Annotated in this window: 20 protein-coding genes; 14 read left to right on the plus strand and 6 right to left on the minus strand. The window is 62.6% G+C overall.

Annotated features, from left to right (window positions below):
* The 3 genes from aguA to EKA13_RS20220 form a co-directional block, all read right to left on the minus strand.
* On the minus strand, positions 1-1,086 hold a 1,086-nt coding region (gene aguA, locus EKA13_RS20210), incomplete at its 3' end, for an agmatine deiminase (RefSeq protein WP_065761072.1).
* Positions 1,087-1,143: 57 nt separating this feature from the next.
* The gene (gene aguB / locus EKA13_RS20215; RefSeq protein WP_065761073.1) at positions 1,144-2,022 is read right to left on the minus strand and encodes an N-carbamoylputrescine amidase; all 879 of its coding nucleotides are present in this window, start codon (positions 2,020-2,022) and stop codon (positions 1,144-1,146) included.
* A 227-nt stretch (positions 2,023-2,249) separates the two neighbouring features.
* Positions 2,250-5,150, minus strand: coding sequence for an aminotransferase (locus EKA13_RS20220; RefSeq protein ID WP_065761074.1), 2,901 nt, complete (start codon positions 5,148-5,150; stop codon positions 2,250-2,252).
* Between the two features lie 198 nt (positions 5,151-5,348).
* On the opposite strand from EKA13_RS20220, the gene rfbB reads away from it, so the two are divergent.
* Genes rfbB through EKA13_RS20255 form a run of 7 tightly spaced genes read left to right on the plus strand, consistent with a single transcriptional unit; the run spans position 5,349 to position 12,431 of the window.
* Positions 5,349-6,431 (plus strand): dTDP-glucose 4,6-dehydratase, encoded by a 1,083-nt coding sequence (gene rfbB, locus EKA13_RS20225; RefSeq protein WP_065761075.1) that lies wholly within the window; start codon positions 5,349-5,351, stop codon positions 6,429-6,431.
* Positions 6,428-7,309, plus strand: a complete 882-nt coding sequence (rfbA, locus tag EKA13_RS20230; RefSeq protein ID WP_065761076.1) for a glucose-1-phosphate thymidylyltransferase RfbA — start codon at positions 6,428-6,430, stop codon at positions 7,307-7,309. The genes rfbB and rfbA overlap by 4 nt, the downstream gene beginning before the upstream one ends.
* Positions 7,300-7,845: a dTDP-4-dehydrorhamnose 3,5-epimerase gene (rfbC, locus tag EKA13_RS20235; protein WP_065761077.1), complete on the plus strand. Its 546-nt coding sequence runs from the start codon at positions 7,300-7,302 to the stop codon at positions 7,843-7,845. Before rfbA ends, rfbC begins: the two co-directional genes overlap by 10 nt.
* A complete protein-coding gene (rfbD, locus tag EKA13_RS20240; protein WP_065761078.1) occupies positions 7,842-8,717 on the plus strand; it encodes a dTDP-4-dehydrorhamnose reductase in 876 nt (291 codons plus the stop codon). The genes rfbC and rfbD overlap by 4 nt, the downstream gene beginning before the upstream one ends.
* Positions 8,718-8,752: 35 nt before the next feature.
* Entirely contained in the window at positions 8,753-10,567 is a 1,815-nt protein-coding gene (locus tag EKA13_RS20245) for a sensor histidine kinase (RefSeq protein ID WP_065761079.1), read from the plus strand.
* Entirely contained in the window at positions 10,564-11,979 is a 1,416-nt protein-coding gene (locus EKA13_RS20250; RefSeq protein ID WP_065761080.1) for a sigma-54-dependent transcriptional regulator, read from the plus strand. The genes EKA13_RS20245 and EKA13_RS20250 overlap by 4 nt, the downstream gene beginning before the upstream one ends.
* A complete protein-coding gene (locus EKA13_RS20255) occupies positions 11,976-12,431 on the plus strand; it encodes a YiiD C-terminal domain-containing protein (RefSeq protein ID WP_065761081.1) in 456 nt (151 codons plus the stop codon). Before EKA13_RS20250 ends, EKA13_RS20255 begins: the two co-directional genes overlap by 4 nt.
* Here the strand turns inward: EKA13_RS20255 and cysQ are convergent.
* Both cysQ and nudE read right to left on the minus strand, forming a co-directional pair.
* On the minus strand, positions 12,420-13,256 hold the full coding sequence (gene cysQ / locus EKA13_RS20260) for a 3'(2'),5'-bisphosphate nucleotidase CysQ (RefSeq protein ID WP_065761082.1): 837 nt from the start codon (positions 13,254-13,256) through the stop codon (positions 12,420-12,422). The genes EKA13_RS20255 and cysQ overlap by 12 nt on opposite strands.
* Entirely contained in the window at positions 13,253-13,819 is a 567-nt protein-coding gene (gene nudE, locus EKA13_RS20265) for an ADP compounds hydrolase NudE (RefSeq protein WP_065761083.1), read from the minus strand. Before nudE ends, cysQ begins: the two co-directional genes overlap by 4 nt.
* Positions 13,820-13,899: 80 nt before the next feature.
* Here nudE and yrfG point away from each other — a divergent pair, with 80 nt between their 5' ends.
* The 7 genes from yrfG to EKA13_RS20300 all read left to right on the plus strand — a co-directional run bounded on the left by yrfG (position 13,900) and on the right by EKA13_RS20300 (position 21,365).
* Positions 13,900-14,565: a GMP/IMP nucleotidase gene (gene yrfG, locus EKA13_RS20270; RefSeq protein WP_065761084.1), complete on the plus strand. Its 666-nt coding sequence runs from the start codon at positions 13,900-13,902 to the stop codon at positions 14,563-14,565.
* Between the two features lie 33 nt (positions 14,566-14,598).
* Entirely contained in the window at positions 14,599-15,486 is an 888-nt protein-coding gene (locus tag EKA13_RS20275; RefSeq protein ID WP_065761085.1) for a LysR family transcriptional regulator, read from the plus strand.
* 94 nt (positions 15,487-15,580) lie between these two features.
* Complete coding sequence (fdhD, locus tag EKA13_RS20280; RefSeq protein ID WP_065761086.1) at positions 15,581-16,414, plus strand: formate dehydrogenase accessory sulfurtransferase FdhD; 834 nt, start codon at positions 15,581-15,583, stop codon at positions 16,412-16,414.
* A 2-nt stretch (positions 16,415-16,416) separates the two neighbouring features.
* Positions 16,417-18,747, plus strand: coding sequence for an FdhF/YdeP family oxidoreductase (locus EKA13_RS20285; protein WP_371918275.1), 2,331 nt, complete (start codon positions 16,417-16,419; stop codon positions 18,745-18,747).
* Positions 18,748-18,951: 204 nt separating this feature from the next.
* Positions 18,952-19,443 carry a glycine zipper domain-containing protein gene (locus EKA13_RS20290; protein ID WP_065761088.1) on the plus strand — a complete coding sequence of 164 codons (492 nt, stop codon included), beginning with the start codon at positions 18,952-18,954 and terminating at the stop codon, positions 19,441-19,443.
* Positions 19,444-19,724: 281 nt separating this feature from the next.
* The gene (locus tag EKA13_RS20295) at positions 19,725-20,585 is read left to right on the plus strand and encodes a CheR family methyltransferase (RefSeq protein WP_083199865.1); all 861 of its coding nucleotides are present in this window, start codon (positions 19,725-19,727) and stop codon (positions 20,583-20,585) included.
* 123 nt (positions 20,586-20,708) lie between these two features.
* Positions 20,709-21,365 carry a response regulator gene (locus tag EKA13_RS20300; protein WP_065761089.1) on the plus strand — a complete coding sequence of 219 codons (657 nt, stop codon included), beginning with the start codon at positions 20,709-20,711 and terminating at the stop codon, positions 21,363-21,365.
* A gap of 2 nt (positions 21,366-21,367) precedes the next feature.
* Here EKA13_RS20300 and EKA13_RS20305 read toward each other — a convergent pair whose 3' ends face one another.
* Positions 21,368-21,793, minus strand: a complete 426-nt coding sequence (locus tag EKA13_RS20305) for an acyl-CoA thioesterase (RefSeq protein WP_065761090.1) — start codon at positions 21,791-21,793, stop codon at positions 21,368-21,370.
* Between the last annotated feature and the right edge of the window lie 304 nt (positions 21,794-22,097).

Raw genomic sequence — 22,097 nt, forward strand, 5'->3', positions numbered from 1 at the left:
CTGTTGGGTCAAGCAATGGATGTTGCCGCCACCGAGCAACAGCTCGCGCCCTGGCACCATGACTACCTCACGATCCGCGAACAGCGTCTGCAAAATCGCTCTAGCCTCGGCATCTGCCGGATCATCGAAGCTTGGCGCGATGATCGCACCATTGACGATCAGGAAGTTGACATAGGAGCCGGCAAGGCGAACCGACGGGTTGCGCTCCTGGCTACCGGCGACCGGATCGACACCCGCACATTCCTCCTCGGTCACGTACAGCGGCCCGGGGATCGGCATTTTATGCACCACAAAGGTGCGCCCTTTGGCATCGCGCTGACGCTCCAACACCTCAAGCGCCGCACGGCAACGTGCAAAGTTGGGGTCGTTGGAATCATCGGTCCAGGCCAGTAACACTTCACCAGGGCGCACGTAACAGCAAAAGTTGTCCACGTGCCCATCGGTTTCGTCGTTATACAGGCCATCAGGCAGCCAGACGATGGTCTCCACCGCCAGGTGATCGCGCAGGATCGCCTCTATTTGCTCACGGTTCAGGTGCGGGTTGCGGTTGTGATTGAGCAGGCATTCTTCTGTGGTGATCAGCGTGCCTTCGCCGTCGACGTGAATCGAGCCACCTTCCAGCACGAAGCCTTCGGTCTGGTAGCGTGGGCAGCGCTCGATCTGCAGGATCTTGCCAGCCACTTGTTCATCACGGTTCCACGGTGCGTACAGGCCGCCCTCAAAACCACCCCAGGCATTGAAGCCCCAATCGACGCCGCGGACTTCACCCGCGTCGTTGATCACAAAGGTCGGGCCAGTGTCACGCACCCAGGCATCGTCATTGCTGATTTCCACCACGCGGATGTTCGGGGTGTCCAGCAGGCGGGCACAGGCGTGTTCGTATTGGGCGGCCGACACGCCGATGGTCACCGGCTCGAAGCGGGCAATGGCCTTGGCCACGGCAACATGCGCGGCCTGCGCCGGCTTGCCGCCCAGGCGCCAGTTGTCCGGGCGCTCCGGCCACACCATCCAGACCTGCGATTGTGGCGCCCACTCGGCAGGCATGTGAAAGCCATCGGCGCGTGGGGTAGTGGTCAGGGTTGTCATAGTTGAACCTTTGCAAGAACTGCCGCAGAACGGGCCTGCGGCACGATAAATGGGTGATCAGGATTCCAGCGAACCGTCGAGGGTCTTCAGCGTACCGTACAGGTCCGGCCGACGGTCACGGAAGGTGCCCCAGGCGCTGCGCACATGCTCCAGCTTGTCCAGGTCGAAAGTATGCACCAGCACGCCTTCTTCGGTTTCATTCAGTTCTTCAACCTTTTCGCCAAACGGGTTGGCGATGAACGACGAGCCGTAGAACGTGATGTCGTAGCCGTCCTGCTCTTCCTTGCCGATACGGTTGCTGGCGACCAGCGGCATCAGGTTGGCGCCGGCATGGCCTTGCTGCACGCGCTGCCAGTGATCACGCGAGGTGATGCTGGCGTCATGCGGTTCGCTGCCAATGGCGGTCGGGTAGAACAGAATTTCCGCGCCTTGCAGGGCCATGCTGCGTGCGCACTCGGGGAACCACTGGTCCCAGCAGATACCGACGCCGATCTTGGCATAACGGGTGTTCCAGACCTTGAAGCCGGTATCACCCGGGTTGAAGTAGTACTTTTCGTGGTAGCCCGGGCCATCCGGGATATGGCTCTTGCGGTAGATGCCCAGGTTGCGGCCATCGGCATCGATGATCGCAATGCTGTTGAAACGCGCCCGCCCGGCCAGTTCGTAGAAGCTGATCGGCAGCACCACTTGCAGTTCCTTGGCCAGCTTCTGGAAATGGACGATAGCGGCGTTGGTTTCAACCGGGGTGGCCAGTTGCAGGTAGTCGGCGTTGGGCTTCTGGCAGAAGTACGGGGTCTCGAACAGTTCCTGGATCAGGATGATCTGCGCGCCCTTGGCGGCGGCTTCGCGCACCAGTTTCTCGGCTGTGGCGATGTTGGCGTCGCGATCCCAGGAACAGGCCATCTGGGTGGCGGCGACGGTAACGATGCGGCTCATGAAAACGTCCTCGAAGGGTTGCTGGGCAAGTAATGAGGACTTTATAGCCGATAAAAATCGGCTTTGGAAGGTGATAAATCAAAATAAAAGGGTAAGACTTGCCATTTAAACCGATAACAATCGATTTAAATCCGTGTTATCCATGATGGTCACATTGTAGAAAAACCTGCCCCCCTTGGAGGAGCAGGCAAGCCTGCGAAGGGCTGCAGCGCAGCCCCAATGCGGGTTTAGAGGTCTTCTGCCAACACCTTCGCCACGCTGTCGACGAAGAAATCGACGCTTTCACGGGTGGTGCACATCGGCGGTTTGATCTTGAGGATGTTCAGGTAGTCACCGGTTGGCTGCATGAAGATCCCCAGTTCGCGCAAGCGCTCGCACAGCGCCGCGGTTTCTTCGGTGGCCGGCTCCAGTGTGCTGCGGTCGCGTACCAGTTCCAGGCCTAGGTAGAAACCGGAACCGTGCACGGCGCCCACAAGCGGATGTTTATCGACCAATGCCTGCAGCCGCGCCTTGAAGTGCCCACCGACGGTCCGCGCGTTGTCCCACAGGCCTTCTTCACCCATGACATCGAGCACGGCCATGCCGATCCGGCAACTGACCGGGCTGCCGCCAGCAGACGAGAAGAAGTAGCCCTCGGCCTCCAGTGCCTCGGCGATTTCCCGACGGGTGATGACCGCGCCCAGTGGGTGGCCGTTACCCATGCCCTTGGCCATGGTGATGATGTCCGGTACCACGCCCTGTTGCTCAAAGCCCCAGAAATACTCGCCAAGGCGGCCATAGCCGACCTGCACCTCGTCGGCGATACAGGCGCCGCCCAAGGCCCGGACCTTGCCGTAGACCTGTTGCAGGTAACCCGGCGGCAAGGCGATACCGCCGGCGTTGCCGTACACCGGTTCACAGATGAAACCAGCCACCTGGCGCTTCTGCGCGGTCAGGCGGTCGAGGGTGGCATCGACATCACGAACATAGTCGGCGGTGCTCTCAGCGCCCCGGTAGGCACCACGGTAGGTGTTCGGCGCCATCACCGGGTGTACCCAGTCTGGACGGGTGGTCAGGGCTTGCGGGTTGTCGGCAATGGAGGTGGAAATCGCATCGGTGGCCACCGACCAGCCGTGGTAGGCCTCCAATACGCTGAGCATGTCGCGGCCACCGCTGTAGGCCCAGGCCAGGCGGATCGCCAGGTCGTTGGCTTCGGTGCCGCTGTTGACCAGAAACACCCGGTCCATGCCTTCGGGCGCCAGTTCCAGCAGGCGCTCGGAGAACTCGGCAATGGCCGCGTAGTGGAAGCGTGAGTTGGTATTGAGCAACGACCATTGCCGCGCCGACTCGGCGACCATCCGTGGGTGGCCATGACCGAGCACCGCAACGTTGTTGAGCATGTCCAGGTAGGAGCGGCCCTGCATGTCGATCAGGTAGTTGCGCCAGCCACGCTCGATCTGCGGTGGCTGCTGGTAATAGTGCTTCTGCGAACGGGCGAAACTGGCGTCACGCCGCTCAAGCAGTGCCTGGGCATCGGCCAGTGGTTCAGCGTCGCAGGCAAACCCGAGCAATGGCTGCGGCGAGGGGCATAGCGCCAGCCAGGCCTGCGCACGTGAAGGCGTGGCGAACAGTGGCGGGCACAACCCCGGTACGCGGCACAGTTGCAGCATCAGGCCGACACTGCTCTGCCCCAGCGGCTCGCCCTGCTTGAGCGCCAGGCCATCGGCCGGGGCATCGACCACGCCCCACAACCACAGGCTGACCTGCTCACCCTGCAGGCAACCACCGCCCGCCAGCGCCGCGTGCCAGACACCGGCAAACGGCGCCTGCAGGGCCGTACCCGAGGGAACCTGCAGCTCGACATGCAAGGCGCAGGTTTCGGGTTCCTGCGGGTTATCGATATGGGTACGCGACAACCGGTATTGGCCGTGCAGCGAGCAGGCCAGCCCGCTCTGGGCGCGCAACAGCTGCTGGTCGATGCCCGGCTGCTGCCAGTTACCGGCCTGGAAATGTTCGCTGAGTACCCCGAGGTCGACGCGGGCGACAGGCTGGCCGTTCAGGCTGGGCATTAACAGCTTGGTGTTGACCAACCCCAGCGGGGCCAGATCATGACCCGCGGCCTGCAGGATCGCCGTTTCCATCAAGGCGAACGGCACGCTGGTCGCGACCTCGAAGATTTCCCACTCGTGGGCCAGGTTGTCCCGGCTGTAGGCATTGCCCGGATCGACGCTGACCTGCTGCTCTCCGCTCAGCACCAGCACGGCGGCACGGGCCACGATCATCGGCCACAGGGCCTTGAGCTCGGCTTCAGTCAGCGGGTTGACGACCTGATACGCCTGAATGGCAGGCAGGATACGCAACGGGTCGCCTTCGGCGTGGTGCAGCAGCGCCGCGCAAGTCACCGAGAGGTCGGCAATCCGCCAGGTATGCAGCAAGTCGCCAAAGTCGATCACCCCCTGCAACTGCCAGTGGCGCTGGGCATCGCGCTGCCACACGGTGTTGTCGTCGGTGATGTCCAGGTGCACGGCCTGCTGCGGCAGGTGTTCGATCAGCGGGGCCAGGTACTGCCAGGCCTCCGTGGCCGCCGCCTGCACGCGCGCCTTGCGCGGCCCTTCGACGAGTACCGGCAATAGATGTTCGATCAGCGCCGGGGCATGCCGAGGGTCCCACTGCAGGGTACGTTCCAGGCCTGGGTGGCTGAAGTCGGCCAAGGCATGGTCGATGCGCGCACAGAACTCGCCCAGCTCAGCCATCAGCCGTGGTTCAAGGCGCTTGAGGCGGGTCAGCGACTGGCCTTCTATGTACTCAAGCAGGCGTGCGCGCAGGGGCTGGCCATTCAGGCTCAGTGCCAACAGGTGCTCGCCGGAACGCGCTGGCACCACGCCAGGCACCGGCAGCCAGCGCTCACGCAGGTAACCGAGGGCGGCATGCTGGGCCTGAAGCTCGACCGGCGAATAATCACCGTGGCAGATCTTCAACACGTAACGACCCTGAGGGCTGTCGAGGCGAAAATTCAGGTCTTGTTGACTGCCCAGCGACTGTAACGTGCCGGTAAGCCCATAATGTTCCTGCAGCAACTGCAGGGCCTGTGATTCGCTGACATCCGGGCGCGGTAAGCTGGATCGGTGGATAAGGGTAGTAAGCGGCATGGGGCAAGCCTCGTTTTTTTGCTGCTTATATCGCCACCGCTTCTGCCGATAAGCAAGGGAGGTGGAAAAAAAGGCCGTACCGGGTATCGTTTTCTCCGACGCCGACAGTCGCCGTACGCTGCTTGCACCCACCCGCGCCTTTACACAGGCTAGGCAGCACCCGATCAATACCCGTTTAGTCAGGAAAGGCCACTCGACATGCGTATTCTTGTTACCGGCGGTGCCGGATTCATCGGTTCGGCGCTGATTCGCCACCTGATCGAGACCACCGCACATGACGTGCTCAACCTCGACAAGCTCACCTATGCCGGCAATCTGGAGTCGCTGAGCAGCATCGCGACCAATACCCGCTATGAGTTCGTGCAGGCCGACATCGCTGACCGCGCCAAGGTCGACGCCGTACTGGAACGTTTTGCTCCGCACGCGATCATGCACCTGGCCGCCGAATCGCATGTGGACCGCTCCATCGACGGCCCCGCCGCGTTCATCGAAACCAACATTGTCGGCACCTACAGCCTGCTGGAAGCCGCCCGTGCTTACTGGGCAAAGCTGCCCGCCGCCGAGCGTGAAGCCTTCCGCTTCCATCATGTGTCCACCGACGAGGTGTATGGCGATCTGCATGGGGTGGACGACCTGTTCACGGAAACCACGCCGTACGCCCCCAGCTCGCCCTACTCGGCCAGCAAGGCGGCCTCGGACCATCTGGTACGTGCCTGGCACCGAACCTACGGCTTGCCAGTACTGCTCAGCAACTGCTCGAACAACTATGGGCCGTTCCAGTTCCCGGAAAAGCTCATTCCACTGACGATCCTCAACGCCTTGGCGGGCAAACCGCTGCCGGTCTACGGCAACGGCCTGCAAGTGCGTGACTGGCTGTTCGTCGAGGACCATGCCCGCGCCCTGCTGCAGGTGCTGTGCGCCGGTCAGGTCGGTGAGACGTACAACATCGGCGGGCACAATGAACAGAAGAATATCGATGTGGTGCGCAGCATCTGCGCCCTGCTTGAAGAACTGGCACCCGATCATCCGGCCGGGGTAAACCACTACGCCGACCTGATCAGCTTCGTCCAGGACCGTCCCGGGCACGATCAGCGCTACGCCATCGACGCCAGCAAAATCCAGCGTGAGCTGGGCTGGACCCCGGCTGAAACCTTCCAGAGCGGGCTGCGCAAGACCGTGCAGTGGTACCTGGATAACAGTGAGTGGTGCCAACATGTTCAGGATGGCAGCTATCAAGGCCAGCGCCTGGGCAACAGCGATTTCAAGGACCTGATTGCATGACCAAAGGTATCGTTCTGGCGGGCGGCTCCGGCACTCGCCTGCACCCCATTACCCTGGGGCTTTCCAAACAACTGCTACCGGTCTACGACAAGCCGATGATCTACTACCCGATCTCGGTACTGATGCTGGCCGGTATCCGCGAAATCCTGATCATTTCCACCCCGCAGGACCTGCCGCAGTACCGTCAACTGCTCGGTGACGGCAGCCAGTTCGGCGTCCAGTTCAGCTATGCCGAACAGCCCTCGCCGGACGGCCTGGCCCAAGCCTTCCTGATTGGCGAAGCGTTCATTGGCAACGATTCGGTGTGCCTGATCCTCGGCGACAACATTTTCCACGGCCAGCGGTTTACCGAACAACTGCAACGCGCCGCCAGCCACAGCAGCGGTGCAACGGTGTTTGGTTACTGGGTCAAAGACCCGGAGCGCTTCGGCGTGATCGAGTACAACGAACAAGGCCAGGCCCTGTCGATCGAGGAAAAGCCGACGCAGCCCAAATCCAGCTACGCAGTGACCGGCCTGTACTTCTACGATAACGACGTGATCAAGATCGCCAAGGGCATTACCCCCTCGGCCCGTGGCGAGCTGGAGATCACCGACGTCAACAACGCTTACCTGAAACGGGGTGACTTGCGCGTAGAGCGCTTCGGGCGTGGCTTTGCCTGGCTCGATACCGGTACCCACGACAGCCTGCTGGAAGCCTCGCAATACGTGCAGACCATTGAGCACCGCCAGGGTCTGAAAGTGGCCTGCCTGGAAGAGATCGCCTTCCAACAGGGCTGGATCGACGAGGCGCACCTACTTGAACGTGCCAACGCTTTTGGCAAGACCGGCTACGGCCAGTACCTCTACAGCCTGACCCGAGAGAACCGATGGAAGTAATCACCACTGACCTGCCCGAGGTACTGATCCTGGAGCCGAAGGTGTTCGGCGATGCCCGCGGTTTTTTCTACGAAAGCTTCAATGCCCGGGCCTTCGAAGCGCAGACAGGGGTCACGACAGCCTTCGTTCAGGACAACCATTCCCGTTCACAGCGCGGCGTACTGCGCGGCCTGCATTACCAACTGGAAAACCCCCAGGGCAAACTGGTGCGGGTCGTACAGGGCGAGGTGCTCGATGTGTGCGTGGATATCCGCTGCAGTTCACCAGCCTTTGGCCGTTGGGTCGCGGTGCATTTGTCTGCCGAAAACAAACGTCAGATGTGGATACCGGAAGGCTTCGCCCACGGTTTCGTGGCGTTGAGCGACAGTGCGGAGTTCCTCTACAAGACCACCGATTATTACAACCCGGCCGCCGAACGCTGCATCCGCTGGGACGACCCGGACCTGGCAATCGACTGGCAACTGCAACAGGAACCACTGTTGTCGGCCAAGGACCAGGCCGGTAAATCGCTGAAAGAGGCAGAACTGTTTCCATGACCGCAGCGCCATTGAACACGCTGATCATCGGCCAACACGGTCAGGTGGCGCGCGAACTGCAACTGCAGCTGGCCCCGCTCGGCACCCTGCACGTGCTGGGTCGCGATGCGCTCGACCTGGCGCATCCGGAGCAGATCCGTCAGCAAGTGCGCAGATTGGCACCGGACCTGATCATCAACGCCGCCGCCCACACCGCAGTCGATCAGGCGGAAGTCGAGCAGGCCCTGGCCTTTGCGGTCAACGCCCACGCCCCCGGGGTACTCGCTGAAGAGGCCGCGCGGCTGGGCATCCCGTTGATTCACTACTCCACCGACTACGTCTTCGATGGCCGCAAGGCCACGCCCTACAACGAAGACGACACGCCCAACCCGCTGAGCGTCTACGGCCGCAGCAAGCTGGCTGGTGAGCAGGCGATCCGCGACGTCGCTGGCCAGCACCTGATCCTGCGCACCAGTTGGGTGTACTCGCAGCACGGGCGCAATTTCCTGCTGACCATGCAGCGGTTGCTGCAGGAAAAACCCGAGCTGCGCGTGGTTGCCGATCAGATCGGTGCACCGACCTGGGCGGCTACCATCGCCCGCAGCACCCGCGCCCTGATCAAGCATTGGCAGGCTGGCCAGGCGGGTGCCTGGGGCACCTATCACCTGACCGCGCAAGGCGAGACATCCTGGTTCGGTTTTGCCCAGGCTATCGCCGCGCACCTCCAGGCCCAAGGCAAGCACTGTGCCCGGCTAGTGCCCATCCCCACCTGCGAGTACCCGACACCGGCCCAGCGCCCACTCAACTCGCGCCTGGACTGCAGCCGCCTGCAGCAGCAATGGCAGGTCAGCCAGCCAGACTGGCAGCAAGCACTGATCGACTGCCTGAAGTAGCGCATAATGCGCCAGACTCCATCGGCGCATTTGCAATGACCATGACCCCGACCGTTCCCCGTCGTCCACGCTGGCGCAGCCTGGCCATCGTCGCCTTGTTCCTCGCCCCACTGCTCTTGCCGCTGCAACACCTGGCCGAGCGTTACTATCAGGACGAGCTGGCCGGGCAAAATCGCCAGACCCTCGACCTGTACGTGGCAAACCTGCTGGGTACCCTGCACCGTTATGAAACCCTGCCGCAGATCCTCGGTGACCTGCCAGCCCTGCGTGCGGTGCTCAAGGACCCGATGCGCCTGGAAACCCTGACCAACGCCAACCGTCTGCTCAAGGACATCAGCACCCAGACCGGTGCCGAAGTGATGTACCTGATGGACACCAACGGCAACACCCTGGCAGCGTCCAACTGGGACAAGCGCGACACCTTCGTTGGCCGTAACTTTGCTTTCCGCCCGTATTTCAGCGATGCCCTTACCGGGCGCCTGGGGCGCTTTTTCGGCCAAGGCACCACCTCGGCCAAACGCGGTTACTTCTTTGCAGGTGCCGTGCGCGATGGCGAGCACGTGATCGGCGCACTGGTGGTCAAGGTCGACCTGGACCACACCGAAACGCTCTGGGGCAAAACCCCGGAACAACTGCTGCTGACCGACCAGAACGGCGTGGTTATTCTGACCTCCCGTCCGGACTGGCGCTTCCGTGCCACCCGGCCACTGACCGATACCGAGCGCGCCGCCATTGCCGCGATCCAGCCCTACCCGACGCTGACGCCCCAACCGCTGAACCTCGACCCCAAAGCCTGGCTGATCCAGACCCGAACCATCGAGGAAACCGGCTGGCAGGTGAGCATCCTTGCCCCACGCACCCTGATCGACCGTTCGGTACGCACGGTGCTGGCCATCGGCGGCGCCACGCTGCTGGTGTTGATGCTGCTGCTTGGACTGATCATGCAGCGGCGCCGGCACTACATGGACCGAATCGCCTTCGAGGCCCGCGCCCGCCAGGAACTGGAACAACGGGTCATTGAGCGAACCGCCGACCTTGAAGGCCTGAACAGCCGGCTGAAAAACGAAGTGCTGGAGCGCGAGCAGGCGCAACAGGAACTGGTCCGTGCGCAGGATGAACTGGTTCAGGCCGGCAAGTTGTCGGTGCTCGGCACGATGTCGGCGAGCATCAGCCATGAGCTCAATCAACCGCTGGCGGCCATCCGCAGTTATGCCGAAAACGCCGAGATCCTGCTCGACCATCAGCGCACCGAAGAAGCCCGCAGCAACCTCAAGCTGATCGCTGAACTGACCGGGCGCATGGCCTCGATCATCGCCCACCTGCGCGCCTTTGCCCGGCGCGACCGGCACGCCCCCGAGAGCGTGGCCCTGCAACCGGCGCTGGACGATGCCCTGGCCCTGCTGGCCAAACGGCGCCGGGCAATGGCCGTGGAGCTGGTGCGTGACCTGCCAGAGGCCACCCTGTGGGTACAGGCCGGTGAAACCCGCTTGCGCCAGGTGCTCGGCAACCTGCTGGCCAACGCCCTCGACGCGCTGACCGAGAAGGCCAACCCGCGCAAGCTGTGGCTAAGTGCCGAACGCAAGGACGACAACGTCTACCTGTACATTCGCGACAACGGCCCAGGGTTCAGCAGCGAAGCCATGGCCCGCGCCCGTGAACCGTTCTTCACCACCAAGACCCGTACCCAGGGCCTTGGCCTGGGGCTGGCGATCTGCGATACCTTGATGCGTGCGCTGGGTGGCGAACTGCTGCTGGCCAACCACCCTGAGGGTGGCGCACTGCTGACCCTGAAACTGCGCGTAGCCAAACCCGGCGCCAACCTGCAAACCTCGGAGGATCCATCGGCATGACGACCGAGCCGCTCATCGATAGCCGCACACAGGTGATTCTGGTCGATGACGACCCGCACTTGCGTCAGGCGCTGAGCCAGACCCTCGACCTCGCCGGCCTCAAGGTCATGTCCCTGAGCGATGCCCAAGGCTTGGCCCAACGTATCGAAGCCGATTGGCCGGGGGTAGTAGTAAGCGATATTCGCATGCCAGGCATCGACGGCCTGCAACTGCTCGAACAGTTGCATGGGCAGGACCCGGAGTTACCCGTGCTGCTGATTACCGGCCACGGCGACGTACCGTTGGCCGTCCAGGCCATGCGTGCCGGCGCCTACGATTTTCTGGAAAAACCCTTCGCCAGCGATGCCCTGCTCGACAGCGTGCGCCGGGCCTTGGCCCTGCGCCGCCTGATACTGGACAACCGCAGCCTGCGCCTGGCCCTCAGCGATCGCCAGGCATTGAGCGCTCGGCTGGTCGGGCAATCGGCACCGATGCTGCGCCTGCGTGAGCAGATTGGCGCACTGGCCCCGACCCGCGCCGACGTATTGATCCTCGGCGAAACCGGCGCCGGCAAGGAAGTCGTCGCCCGCGCCCTGCACGACCTGTCGAACCGCCGCGACGGCCCGTTCGTGGCGATCAATGCCGGCGCGCTGGCAGAGTCGGTGGTCGAGAGCGAGCTGTTCGGCCATGAACCCGGCGCCTTCACCGGGGCGCAGAAACGCCGGATTGGCAAATTCGAGTTCGCCAACGGCGGCACGCTGTTCCTCGACGAAATCGAGAGCATGAGCCTGGATGTTCAGGTCAAGTTGCTGCGCCTGCTGCAAGAACGTGTGGTCGAGCGCCTGGGCGGCAACCAGCAGATCCCGCTGGATATCCGGGTCATCGCAGCCACCAAGGAAGACCTGCGCCAGGCCGCCGATCAGGGCCGCTTCCGGGCCGACCTGTACTACCGCCTGAACGTCGCGCCGCTACGTATTCCACCGCTGCGCGAACGCGGCGAAGACATTTTGCTGTTGTTCCAGCATTTTGCCGATGCGGCCAGCCAGCGCCACGGCCTGCCCGGCCATGCCCTGCAACCGGCGCAGCGCGCGCTGCTCATGCGCCATGCCTGGCCAGGCAACGTGCGCGAACTGCAGAACGCGGCGGAACGTTTCGCCCTCGGCCTTGAGCTGGCCCTGGACGGCGAAAGCCACAGCGAACCGCTGGCCGCCAACCCGGTGCTGGGCAGCGGCAATTTGAGTGAGCAGGTCGAGCACTTCGAGCGCTCGCTGATCGCCGCCGAGCTGGCCCGTTCGCACAGCTCACTGCGCAGCCTGGCCGAGGCCCTGGGTATCCCGCGCAAAACCCTGCACGACAAGTTGCGCAAGCATGGCCTGAATTTCGCCGACAGCCACAGCAGCGGCACTGATGATCTTGAGGAGAACCGCCCGTGACCACCGACAACCAGTACCTGGAAGCCCTCCTGCACCACGACATTCCCCTTACCCGGGAAATGGGCTTGCAGGTGCTTGATTGGCAACAACAGCGCCTGCGCCTGCAGTTGCCGCTGGCCGCCAACGTCAATCACAAGAGCACCATGTTTGGCGGCAGCCTGTATTGCGCCGCCGTGCTGGTCGGTTGGGGCTGGTTGCACATGCGCTTGCGCGAGGCCGGCATCGACGACGGCCATATCGTCATTCAGGAGGGGCAGATCAACTATCCAGTGCCCGTCACCGGTGCAGCCATCGCTCAATGCGAGGCGCCTGATGAGAAGGTCTGGAACAAGTTCATCGCCACTTACCAGCGCTATGGCCGGGCCCGCCTGAACCTGAACACCCAGGTTCGCAACGCCGGCAGCGAAGAGGATGCCGTGCGTTTCAGCGGGCAGTACGTGTTACATCGCTGAGGCGCGCTTGAGCAGGTCGTTGCGCCACGCCGCAGCGGCCGGCAACGCCAGGAAAAACTCATTGAGTAACGATTCACGCGGCGGGTAGCTGAAGACCTGGCCATCGAGGCCCAAGACTTCACCACCGGCGCCCTCCAGCACTCCTTGGGCTGCTGCCGTATCCCACTGCGAGGTCGGCGCCAGGCGCGGGTAACAATCCGCGCTGCCCTCGGCCAGCAGGCAGAACTTCAACGAACTGCCGATATTGGTCAGTTGCAAATCGCCCAGCGTGCCGCTGAGCCCTGCCAACAAGTGCTCCTGCTGTGGGCTGGTATGACGGCGACTGGCGACCACGGTAAAGCTTTCACCCGCCGGGGGCGCCAGACGAACCTGAATCGGCTGCGCCTCGCCCTCGCGTTCGGAGCGCCAGGCGCCGAGCGCTTTACCACCGAAATAGCAGCGGCCACTGGTCGGCATGGCGACCACACCGAACAGCACTTGCCCCTGCTCAATCAGTGCGATGTTGACGGTGAATTCTTCGCTGCCTGCGATGAATTCCTTGGTACCGTCCAGCGGGTCGACCAGCCACCAGCGCTGCCAGGTCTGACGTTTGCTCAAGGGAATATCGCAATCCTCTTCGGACAGCACCGGAATCTCCGGGGCCAGCGCTTGTAGCCCACTGGCAATCACTTGATGCGCGGCCATATCCGCAGCCGTCACCGGCGAGGCATCAGCCTTGGCAGTCACCGCAACATTGACCCGCCAGAACGGCAGAATGGCATCCCCTGCCAGACGGGCCAGATCGACGACCTCGGCCATCATCGCGTTCAGGTTCAATTCGCTCATGGGACAAATACCCCACGCTGGGTCAGCAGGTCGCGCGCCAGGTACAACGCCGCCAGCGCTCGCCCTTCGGAAAACTGCGGATGCTGTGCCAGCGAGGCCAGATCACGCAGGTTGACCTTATCAACCCGCATCGGCTCCGGCTCATCGCCCTCAAGGCGCTCTTCATAGAGGTCGCTGGCCAGCACCACCTGGATTTTCTGGCTCATGTAGCCCGGCGACAACGACAGTTCGGTCAGGTGCTCCAGTTGCCGGGCACCGAAGCCGGCCTCTTCCTTGAGCTCACGGTCGGCCGCAGCCAACACGTCTTCGCCCGGTTCGATCAGGCCCTTGGGCAACGACAGTTCGTACTCGTCGGTGCCGCCGCAGTACTCCTCAACCAACACCGCGTGTTCGGCATCGAGCATCGCCACGATCATCACCGCACCATACCCGTTGCCGCGCCCGACTAATCGCTCATAGGTGCGCTCGGCACCGTTGGCAAAGCGCAGTTGCACCGCTTCGACACGAAATAGACGACTGCTGGCGACAATCTCGCGAGCAAGGACTGTGGGTTTCTGGCGCATGGGTGGCGGCTCCTTGGCGTGAACGCGGTACTATACCGTGGCTTGCCCGGCCACTGCGCCCGACTGACCGAGAATCTTTCATGCCTGCCCTGAACTGGCGCGACATCGATACCGTTCTACTCGATATGGACGGCACCCTGCTCGACCTGCATTACGACAACCACTTCTGGCTCGAACACCTGCCGCAGCGCTATGCCGAACTGCATGGGGTGAGCCGGGCCATGGCCGAACTGGAACTGCAGCCGTTGTTTGAAAAGAACGCCGGCTCGTTGAACTGGTACTGCCTGGATTTCTGGAGTGCAGAGCTGAACCTGCCGATTCGCGAACTGAAGCTGGAAACCGCGAACCTGATCGCCCTGCGCCCGGATGCCGACGTGTTCCTCGCGGCTATCCGCGATGCCGGCAAGCGGGTGGTGCTGATCACCAACGCCCACCGCGATTCGCTCTCGGTGAAACTGGAACGGGTGGCACTGGCGCCGTATTTCGAGCGCCTGATCAGCTCCCATGACTACGGTTTTCCCAAGGAAGACCCGCAGTTCTGGAGTGCCCTGCAGGCCGACATCAACTTCGACCCGGCGCGCAGCCTGTTCATCGACGACACCCTGGCGATCCTGCGCAGCGCCCAGTCTTTTGGTGTTGCACACCTGCTTGCGGTGCGTCAGCCCGACAGCCGTAAAGGCCCACGGGACACCCAGGAGTTCGCGGCACTGGACGACTATCGGACGTTGCTCGAAGGGCTCGGTTAGAATGCCTCGCCTGCCCTGTGCCGTGGAGCGCCGATGGACATCAAACAACTGAAATTCCTGATCGCCCTGGATGAAACCCGCCACTTCGGCCAAGCGGCCGCGTTGTGCCATGTAACCCAGCCAACCCTGTCGATGCGCCTGCGCAACCTGGAGCAGGAGCTGGGTTTGGCCCTGGTCAATCGTGGTCAGCGCTTCGAGGGGTTTACCGCCCAGGGTGAACGGGTGCTGGCCTGGGCCCGTTCGGTACTGGCCGCCTACGATGGCTTGTACGCCGAAGCGGCTGCCTGCCGTGGGCATCTGGTCGGCACCCTGCGCCTGGGCATGGTGCCGCTGTCGAGCTTCGACCCGCTGCCACTGCTGCAGCGCCTGCACAGCCAGCATCCACAACTGTGCTTTGAACTGAGCGCACTCAGCTCCGAGCAGATTCTGGAGCAGTTGGCGAGTAACCGGCTTGACCTCGGCGTGTCGTACCTCGAACGGCTGGATAACGAACGTTTCGAGTCCCTGGCGCTGGGCGACACACGCATGGGCCTGCTGTATGACCCGGCGTACTTCAATTTCGACGATAAGCCCCTCAGTTGGCAGGCATTGACCGAACTGCCTTTGGGCCTGCTCACCGCCGGCATGCACTTTCGTCAGTCAATCGACCACAACTTCCACAGCCGTGGCCTGAACCCGCAACCGCTGCTGCAGACCGATGCCGTGCATCAACTGGTACAAGCGGTGAACGGTGGCCTGTGTTGCGCAATCATGCCGCTGGCCACCGGCCTGGAAGCCTTGACCGAGCGTCTGCGCCTGCAGCCCATCGAGCAAGCCAGCACCCTGGCACCGCTGGGCCTGATCATGCGCCGCAGCGCACCGCGTTCGGCCTTGGCCGAGGCTTGCTTCAACGAGTACCGCCACATGCAGGACGAGGTTTGATCGACCCGCTCTATCACGGCATCAGTATTAGCGATTAGACGATACCTGAGCGCAGGCCTAGGCTTAAGACTGATCAGCCGCCGGTACCTGTGCCATGACCCTAAAACGCCCCACTTGCGCGGCGACCACTGAGCTGGTGACGCCAGCGGCCAGCAACGACTACGCGTTCCACGACCTCGAAGACAGCACGCCGACCTACACCGCACTGGCCGAGGAAGTGGCCCTGGCGATTGCCTATAACGGCATCAGCCAGGCGGTCATGCTGGTCAGCCCCACCGACCTTGAAGACTTCATCGTTGGCTTCAGCATCGGTAGCGGCATCGCCGAGGCCAGTGAGATTTATGACATCACGCTCAGCGGCAGCGGCTCAGCCCTGCACGCGGAGGTTGAGATCGCCAGCCGGGCGTTCTGGAACCTCAAGAACCAACGTCGGCAACTGGCCGGTACCAGCGGTTGCGGCCTGTGCGGGGTCGAGGCATTGGAGCAGGCGCTGCCCGAGCTCAAGGTATTGCCCGGCGCACCCTTGCCACCGGCCGCCTGGCTGGTCGACCTGCGCCAGCGCATCAGTGCCTTACAGCCGCTGGGCCAACACTGTGGCGCGGTGCATGCCGCGCTGTTCATGGACGCCAACGGCGAACTGCTGTTGGGCCGCGAAGATATCGGTCGGCACAACGCCCTCGACAAACTGATCGGGGCCCTTGTACGCCAACGCATCGCCACCAAGGGTGGCCTGGCCATTGTCACCAGCCGCTGCAGCCTGGAGCTGATCCAGAAGGTGCTGCGCGCCGGCATCCAGACGCTGGTCAGCCTGTCTGCTCCGACCGGCCTGGCCCTGCAATGGGCCCGCCAACACAACCTCAACCTTATTCACCTGCCACAACATAGTGCGCCGCGGGTCTACAGCCCTGCGCGGGAGAACCGAACGTGAACCTGCCCCATCAAGTCGACCAGAAACCTGTTCCACGCTACAAGCCTTACCGCGGCGCCGCGGGTGGCTGGGGCGCACTGCGCAGCGTGGCACAAGCCTGGATTGGCAGTGACAACGCGCTGAAAAACATCCGTGCGTTGCTCAAGACCAACCAGAATGGCGGCCTCGACTGCCCAGGCTGCGCCTGGGGTGACTCGCCGGAAAGCGGCATGGTCAAGTTCTGCGAGAACGGCGCCAAGGCAGTGAACTGGGAAGCGACCAAACGCCGGGTCGATGCTGCATTCTTCGCCCGCCACAGCGTCACCTCACTGCTGCAGCAAAGCGATTACTGGCTTGAGTACCAGGGCCGGCTCACCGAACCGATGAGCTACAACCCCACAACCGACCGCTACCAGCCCATCAGCTGGGAGGCCGCCTTCGCCCTGATCGCCCGACACCTGCAGAACCTGGCAAGCCCGGATCAGGCCGAGTTCTACACCTCGGGCCGCGCCAGCAACGAAGCGGCATTTCTCTACCAGCTGTTCGTTCGTGCCTACGGCACCAACAACTTTCCAGACTGCTCGAACATGTGCCACGAAGCCAGCGGTGTGGCGTTGGGGCAAAGTGTCGGCGTCGGCAAAGGCACGGTGACCTTCGACGATTTCGAGCATGCCGAGGCGATCTTCGTCTGGGGCCAGAACCCAGGCACTAACCACCCCCGGATGCTTGAGCCGCTGCGCGAAGCGGTCAAGCGGGGCGCTCAGGTCGTCTGCATCAACCCGCTCAAGGAACGCGGCCTGGAGCGCTTCCAGCATCCGCAGCACCCCTTGGAGATGCTCACCAACGGTGACCGTCCAACCAACACGGCGTACTTCCGTCCGGCCCTGGGCGGCGACATGGCAGTACTGCGCGGCATGGCCAAGTACCTGTTGCAGTGGGAACGCGAAGCCCAGGCCAGCGGTGCACCAGCGGTGTTCGACCACGCCTTCATCGCGCAACACAGCGCCGGTGTCGACGACTACCTGGCAACGGTCGAGGCCACGCCCTGGGAACAGATCGAGGCACAGTCGGGCCTGAGCCTTGCCGAGATCGAACAGGCGGCGCAGATGTACCGCAAGGCTGGCAGGGTCATCATGTGCTGGGCCATGGGCATCACACAGCACCGACATTCAGTGGCAACCATTCAGGAAATCGCCAACCTGATGCTGCTGCGCGGCAACCTTGGCGTACCGGGCGCTGGCCTGTGCCCGGTCCGTGGCCACAGCAACGTGCAGGGCGACCGCACCATGGGCATCAACGAGCGCCCACCGGTGGCGTTGCTCGACGCACTGGAAAAGCGCTTCGGTTTCAAGGTGCCTCGGCACAACGGCCACAACACTGTCGAAGCCATTGGCGCAATGCTCGCCGGTCAGGCCAAGGTGTTCATCGGTTTGGGCGGCAACTTCGCCCAAGCCACGCCAGACACCGAGCGCACCGCCCAGGCCCTGCGCAACTGCGCACTGACCGTGCAGATCAGCACCAAGCTCAACCGCAGCCATCTGATCCACGGCAAGGACGCGCTGATCCTGCCATGCCTGGGACGCACTGACATCGACCTGCAGGCCGAAGGCGCCCAAGCGGTCACGGTAGAAGATTCGTTCAGCATGGTGCATGCCTCCAATGGTCAACTGCAGCCGTTGTCGCGGCAGATGCGCTCGGAGCCTGCAGTCATCGCCGGCATCGCTGCGGCCACCCTCGGCGCGCAGCCGGTGGACTGGCACTGGCTGGTGGCCGATTACGCACGCATCCGCGAGCTGATCAGCCAGACCATCCCGGGGTTCGAGGATTTCAACCAGCGCCTGGCGCGCCCCGGCGGTTTCTACCTGGGCAACAGCGCCAGCCAACGCCAATGGAACACCGCCAGTGGCAAGGCCAATTTCAAGGCCAACGCCCTGCCCGATGACTTGTTGCATGAATGTGTTCGCGCCAGTGGCCAGGTACCGGACCTGATCATGCAGTCGATGCGCTCGCACGATCAGTACAACACCACGATCTATGGCCTGGACGACCGCTACCGTGGCGTGAAAGGCCAACGCGATGTGTTGTTCGCCAACGAGGCCGACATCATTCGCCTGGGCTTCCGTCCGGGGCAGAAGGTGGATATCGTGTCGCTCTGGAGCGATGAGCGTGAGCGTCGGGTCAAAGGCTTCACCCTGCTCGCCTTCGACATCCCCGCCGGGCAGGCGGCAGCCTATTACCCCGAGGTGAACCCACTGGTGCCGCTGGAAAGCGTCGGCGATGACAGCCACACGCCCACCTCGAAATTCATCGCGATCAAGCTGCTCGCAGCCAGCGAGACGGCACGCATCATCTGACTGGTTTACGCCCACAAAAAAGGCCCTGACAACACTGCCAGGGCCTTTCCCGAAGTAGCTCAGACACGCGAAATTCGAGAAAGTTTCAGCTAAAAAACAGTAACTTATCGATTTGTGCACAAGTCGTGTTACTCGTCGGATTTCCGTTGCCAGCCCCATCCCAGAGCCTCAGGATCGCCTCGTCATCCCTCTGAGGCTCTCTTGATGAAGAAGTACTCCTCGATTCTCTTGTTGTCCCTCGGCCTGCTCAGTGGCGTTGCCTCGGCAGGCGGCACCACCGAAGCCGGTATTGGCGGCGCATTGGGTGGGGTATTGGGTTCGGTCGTCGGCCAGTCGATTGGCGGCAGCACCGGCTCTGCGATCGGTGCGGGCCTCGGTGGTGCAGCCGGTGGTGCTGTTGGCGCGAACAAACACAGCCGCGGCGAAGCCGCCATCGGGGGCGCACTGGGCGCTGCCGGCGGTAACGTGGTGGGTCGCAGCATGGGCGGCACCACAGGCAGCCTGATCGGTGCAGCCGCCGGTGGCGGTGCCGGTGGCGCGCTGGGTAACTACATGGGCAGAGAAGCCGACGAAGAAGACCGTGACTACCGCAGACGTGGTTACCGCGGGCGCGACTACGACGACCGTCGTTACTACCATGACCGTGGCCATCACTACGGCCAGCGCAAGCACCGTCACTGGCGCCACGACGACTGATAGCCGCCGCGACAACGGCCTAAAGGCACACCGCTATCACGTCACTGGCTTAAGCCAAATACCTAACGGTTCGCTTCCCTGGCGATCCGTCGGCATCGACCCGGAGCTCACGCTCCGGGTGCGTTGCAGAACACCCGCCAAGCGGCCGGAACGCCCCAACCCACCGCATACCCCTCTAGCCCGACCTTGCCCGATACCAACGGCTTAAGGGGAGTCCTGATATGGGCAAACAGGGCTGGGCGCTATCATCCAACGTCCTCAGATCAGGCAGGACGCAAGGAATGCGGATAGGTAATGACGCTGAAAGCCGAACGCTTGTCGCCACTAAAGGGTTGGCAAACTTCAAACCGGCGTTACCCGACCCTACCGAGTTCCAGCAGTTGCAGACACTCGTGCATCAAAGCTGCGGCGTCGTCATCACCGACGACAAGCGCGCACTGATCGCCGCCCGCCTGAATCAGCGCCTGCGCCACCACCGCCTGGACACCTACCGCGACTACCTTCAGTTACTCGAACAGCCTCATTATCAGGCTGAGCGCAGCCTGGCCATCGACCTGCTGGTTGCCAAGGAAACCTACTTCTTTCGCGAGCACCGTCACTTCGAGTACCTCGGCCAATGGTTAGCGAAACACCAAGGCCCAGTGCGCCTCTGGAGCGCCGCCTGCTCGTCCGGAGAAGAGGCCTACAGCCTGGCCATGGTCGCCAGCGAACATGCCGCCACCGATCACTGGGAAGTACTGGCCAGCGATGTCAGTACACGTATGCTGTCGCTTGCCCAAGCAGGTATCTACGATATTGCCCAGGCCCGCTATTTTCCTGAAGGCTGGCTAGAGCGTCATGGCCTGTGTGGCATTGGTCAGATGGTCGGGCGCCTTCGTATGAGTGCATGCTTGCGCCAACGGCTAACCCTCAAGACCATCAACCTGATCCACCCGTTGCCCGACGACCTGGGCCATTTCCACGCCATCTTTCTGCGCAACCTGTTGATGTACGTCGACAGCGAGCACAAGCCGAGCCTGCTCAAGGACATAGTGGCTCGCCTGCACCCTGGTGGCCTGCTGTTTATCGGGCACGCTGAAAGCATCCACGAACTGGCGCTTCCCCTTCGCCCGATACTACCTTCCGTATTCGAACGCTTATGACTGCACACTCACGGCAGGCCACCCAGGCGCGACACCGACACTGATGGCGCAGCACCGCGACAGCGCTCACACGGACCGAGCAAACCTGTCGCTCCTCATCCCTTGCGAAACAGGCTCGAACCCATGCTTTGCCGAATACTCCTTGTCGATGACTCGCCCCTCTTCAGAGCAGGTCTGAGGGCATTGCTCGAACAAAAAAAAGACTATGTCATCGTTGGGGAGGCTGGCGACGGCCTGAAGGCCATCACGTTGGCTGAACAACTGAAGCCGAACATCATCGTGCTGGACATGCTCCAGCACGCACTCGACAGCGAGGAGGTTCTGGGTGAATTGCAACTGCGCGTACCGTCGAGCCGTGTACTGATCCTGTCGTCCCGCTCAGAGCTGGAGTTCGTGATGAAATGCCTGCAACACGGCGCCCACGGCTTCCTGCTCAAGAGCGCAACCGTACCGGAACTTGAGTCGGCACTGCATGCCCTAAGAAGCGGCAGTCAGTACCTGTCCGCCACCGTACTGCCGCTGGTGATCGAACAGGCGGTAAAACACAGCCGCAAGCGCCCGACGATAGGCACCACGACACAACTGACCACTCGCCAACTGGAAATCCTTCGGCTGATTGCTCGTGGTGAGTCGACCCGTTCGATTGCCGAAGGCCTGGGCCTGAGCATAAAGACCATCGAGGCCCATCGCTCGCAGATCATGCACCGCCTGCAGATCCACGACGTGCCGGGCCTGGTACTGTTCGCTGTGCGCGAAGGCATCATTCGCCTGAACGACTGAGCCTACTGGAGCGCCTGCAAGGCCGCCTGCAAGCGCTCCGGCAGGCTTGCCGGGCGACCTGTAGCACGATCAACGAACACCTGTACCACGCGCCCTACCGCGCAGGCTTGCGAGTCATTGGCCTTGAACAATGCCACCGTGTATTCGACGCTACTACCGGCCAGGCGGCTAACCCGCACGCCAACCGCCAACGCCTCGGGGAACGCTGCCGAAGCGAAGAAATCGCAGGACGAACTCACGACAAAACCCACCACTTCGCCGTCTTGTGGGTCCAGGTCGGCACGTTCGATCAAGTACGCCTGCAGCGCACTGTCGAAGAACGCATAAACCATTGCACCGGCGATATGACCCTGTGCATCAGTGTCCTGCCAGCGCGTCTGAACAGGGTGAAAATGAGGGTAATGATCACGCTGAACCGTCTCGGACATACGATCCCTCCTGATGATGGCATCGACAAAGTGTCAGAGAGTGCGCGGTGCCTGCATCGTTGGCAAGCCAACTCACACAGGGGTCCGCGCAGAACGCCGCATTTCCTGTAGGAACAAGCTTGCCTGCAATGGCATCAACTCGGTGCCAGCAAGTACGCGGCGCCTGCATCGTTGGCAAGCCAACTCCCACAGGGGGCCGCGCAGTAGACTGCTTTTCTGTGGGATGCAGGCTTGCCTGCGATGGTATCGGCGCAGTGTCCGTGGGTACGCAGCGCCTGCATCGTTGACAAGCCAACTCCCACAG

It is taken from the genome of Pseudomonas defluvii, from assembly GCF_001695625.1.
Classification (GTDB): Bacteria; Pseudomonadota; Gammaproteobacteria; order Pseudomonadales; family Pseudomonadaceae; genus Aquipseudomonas; species Aquipseudomonas defluvii.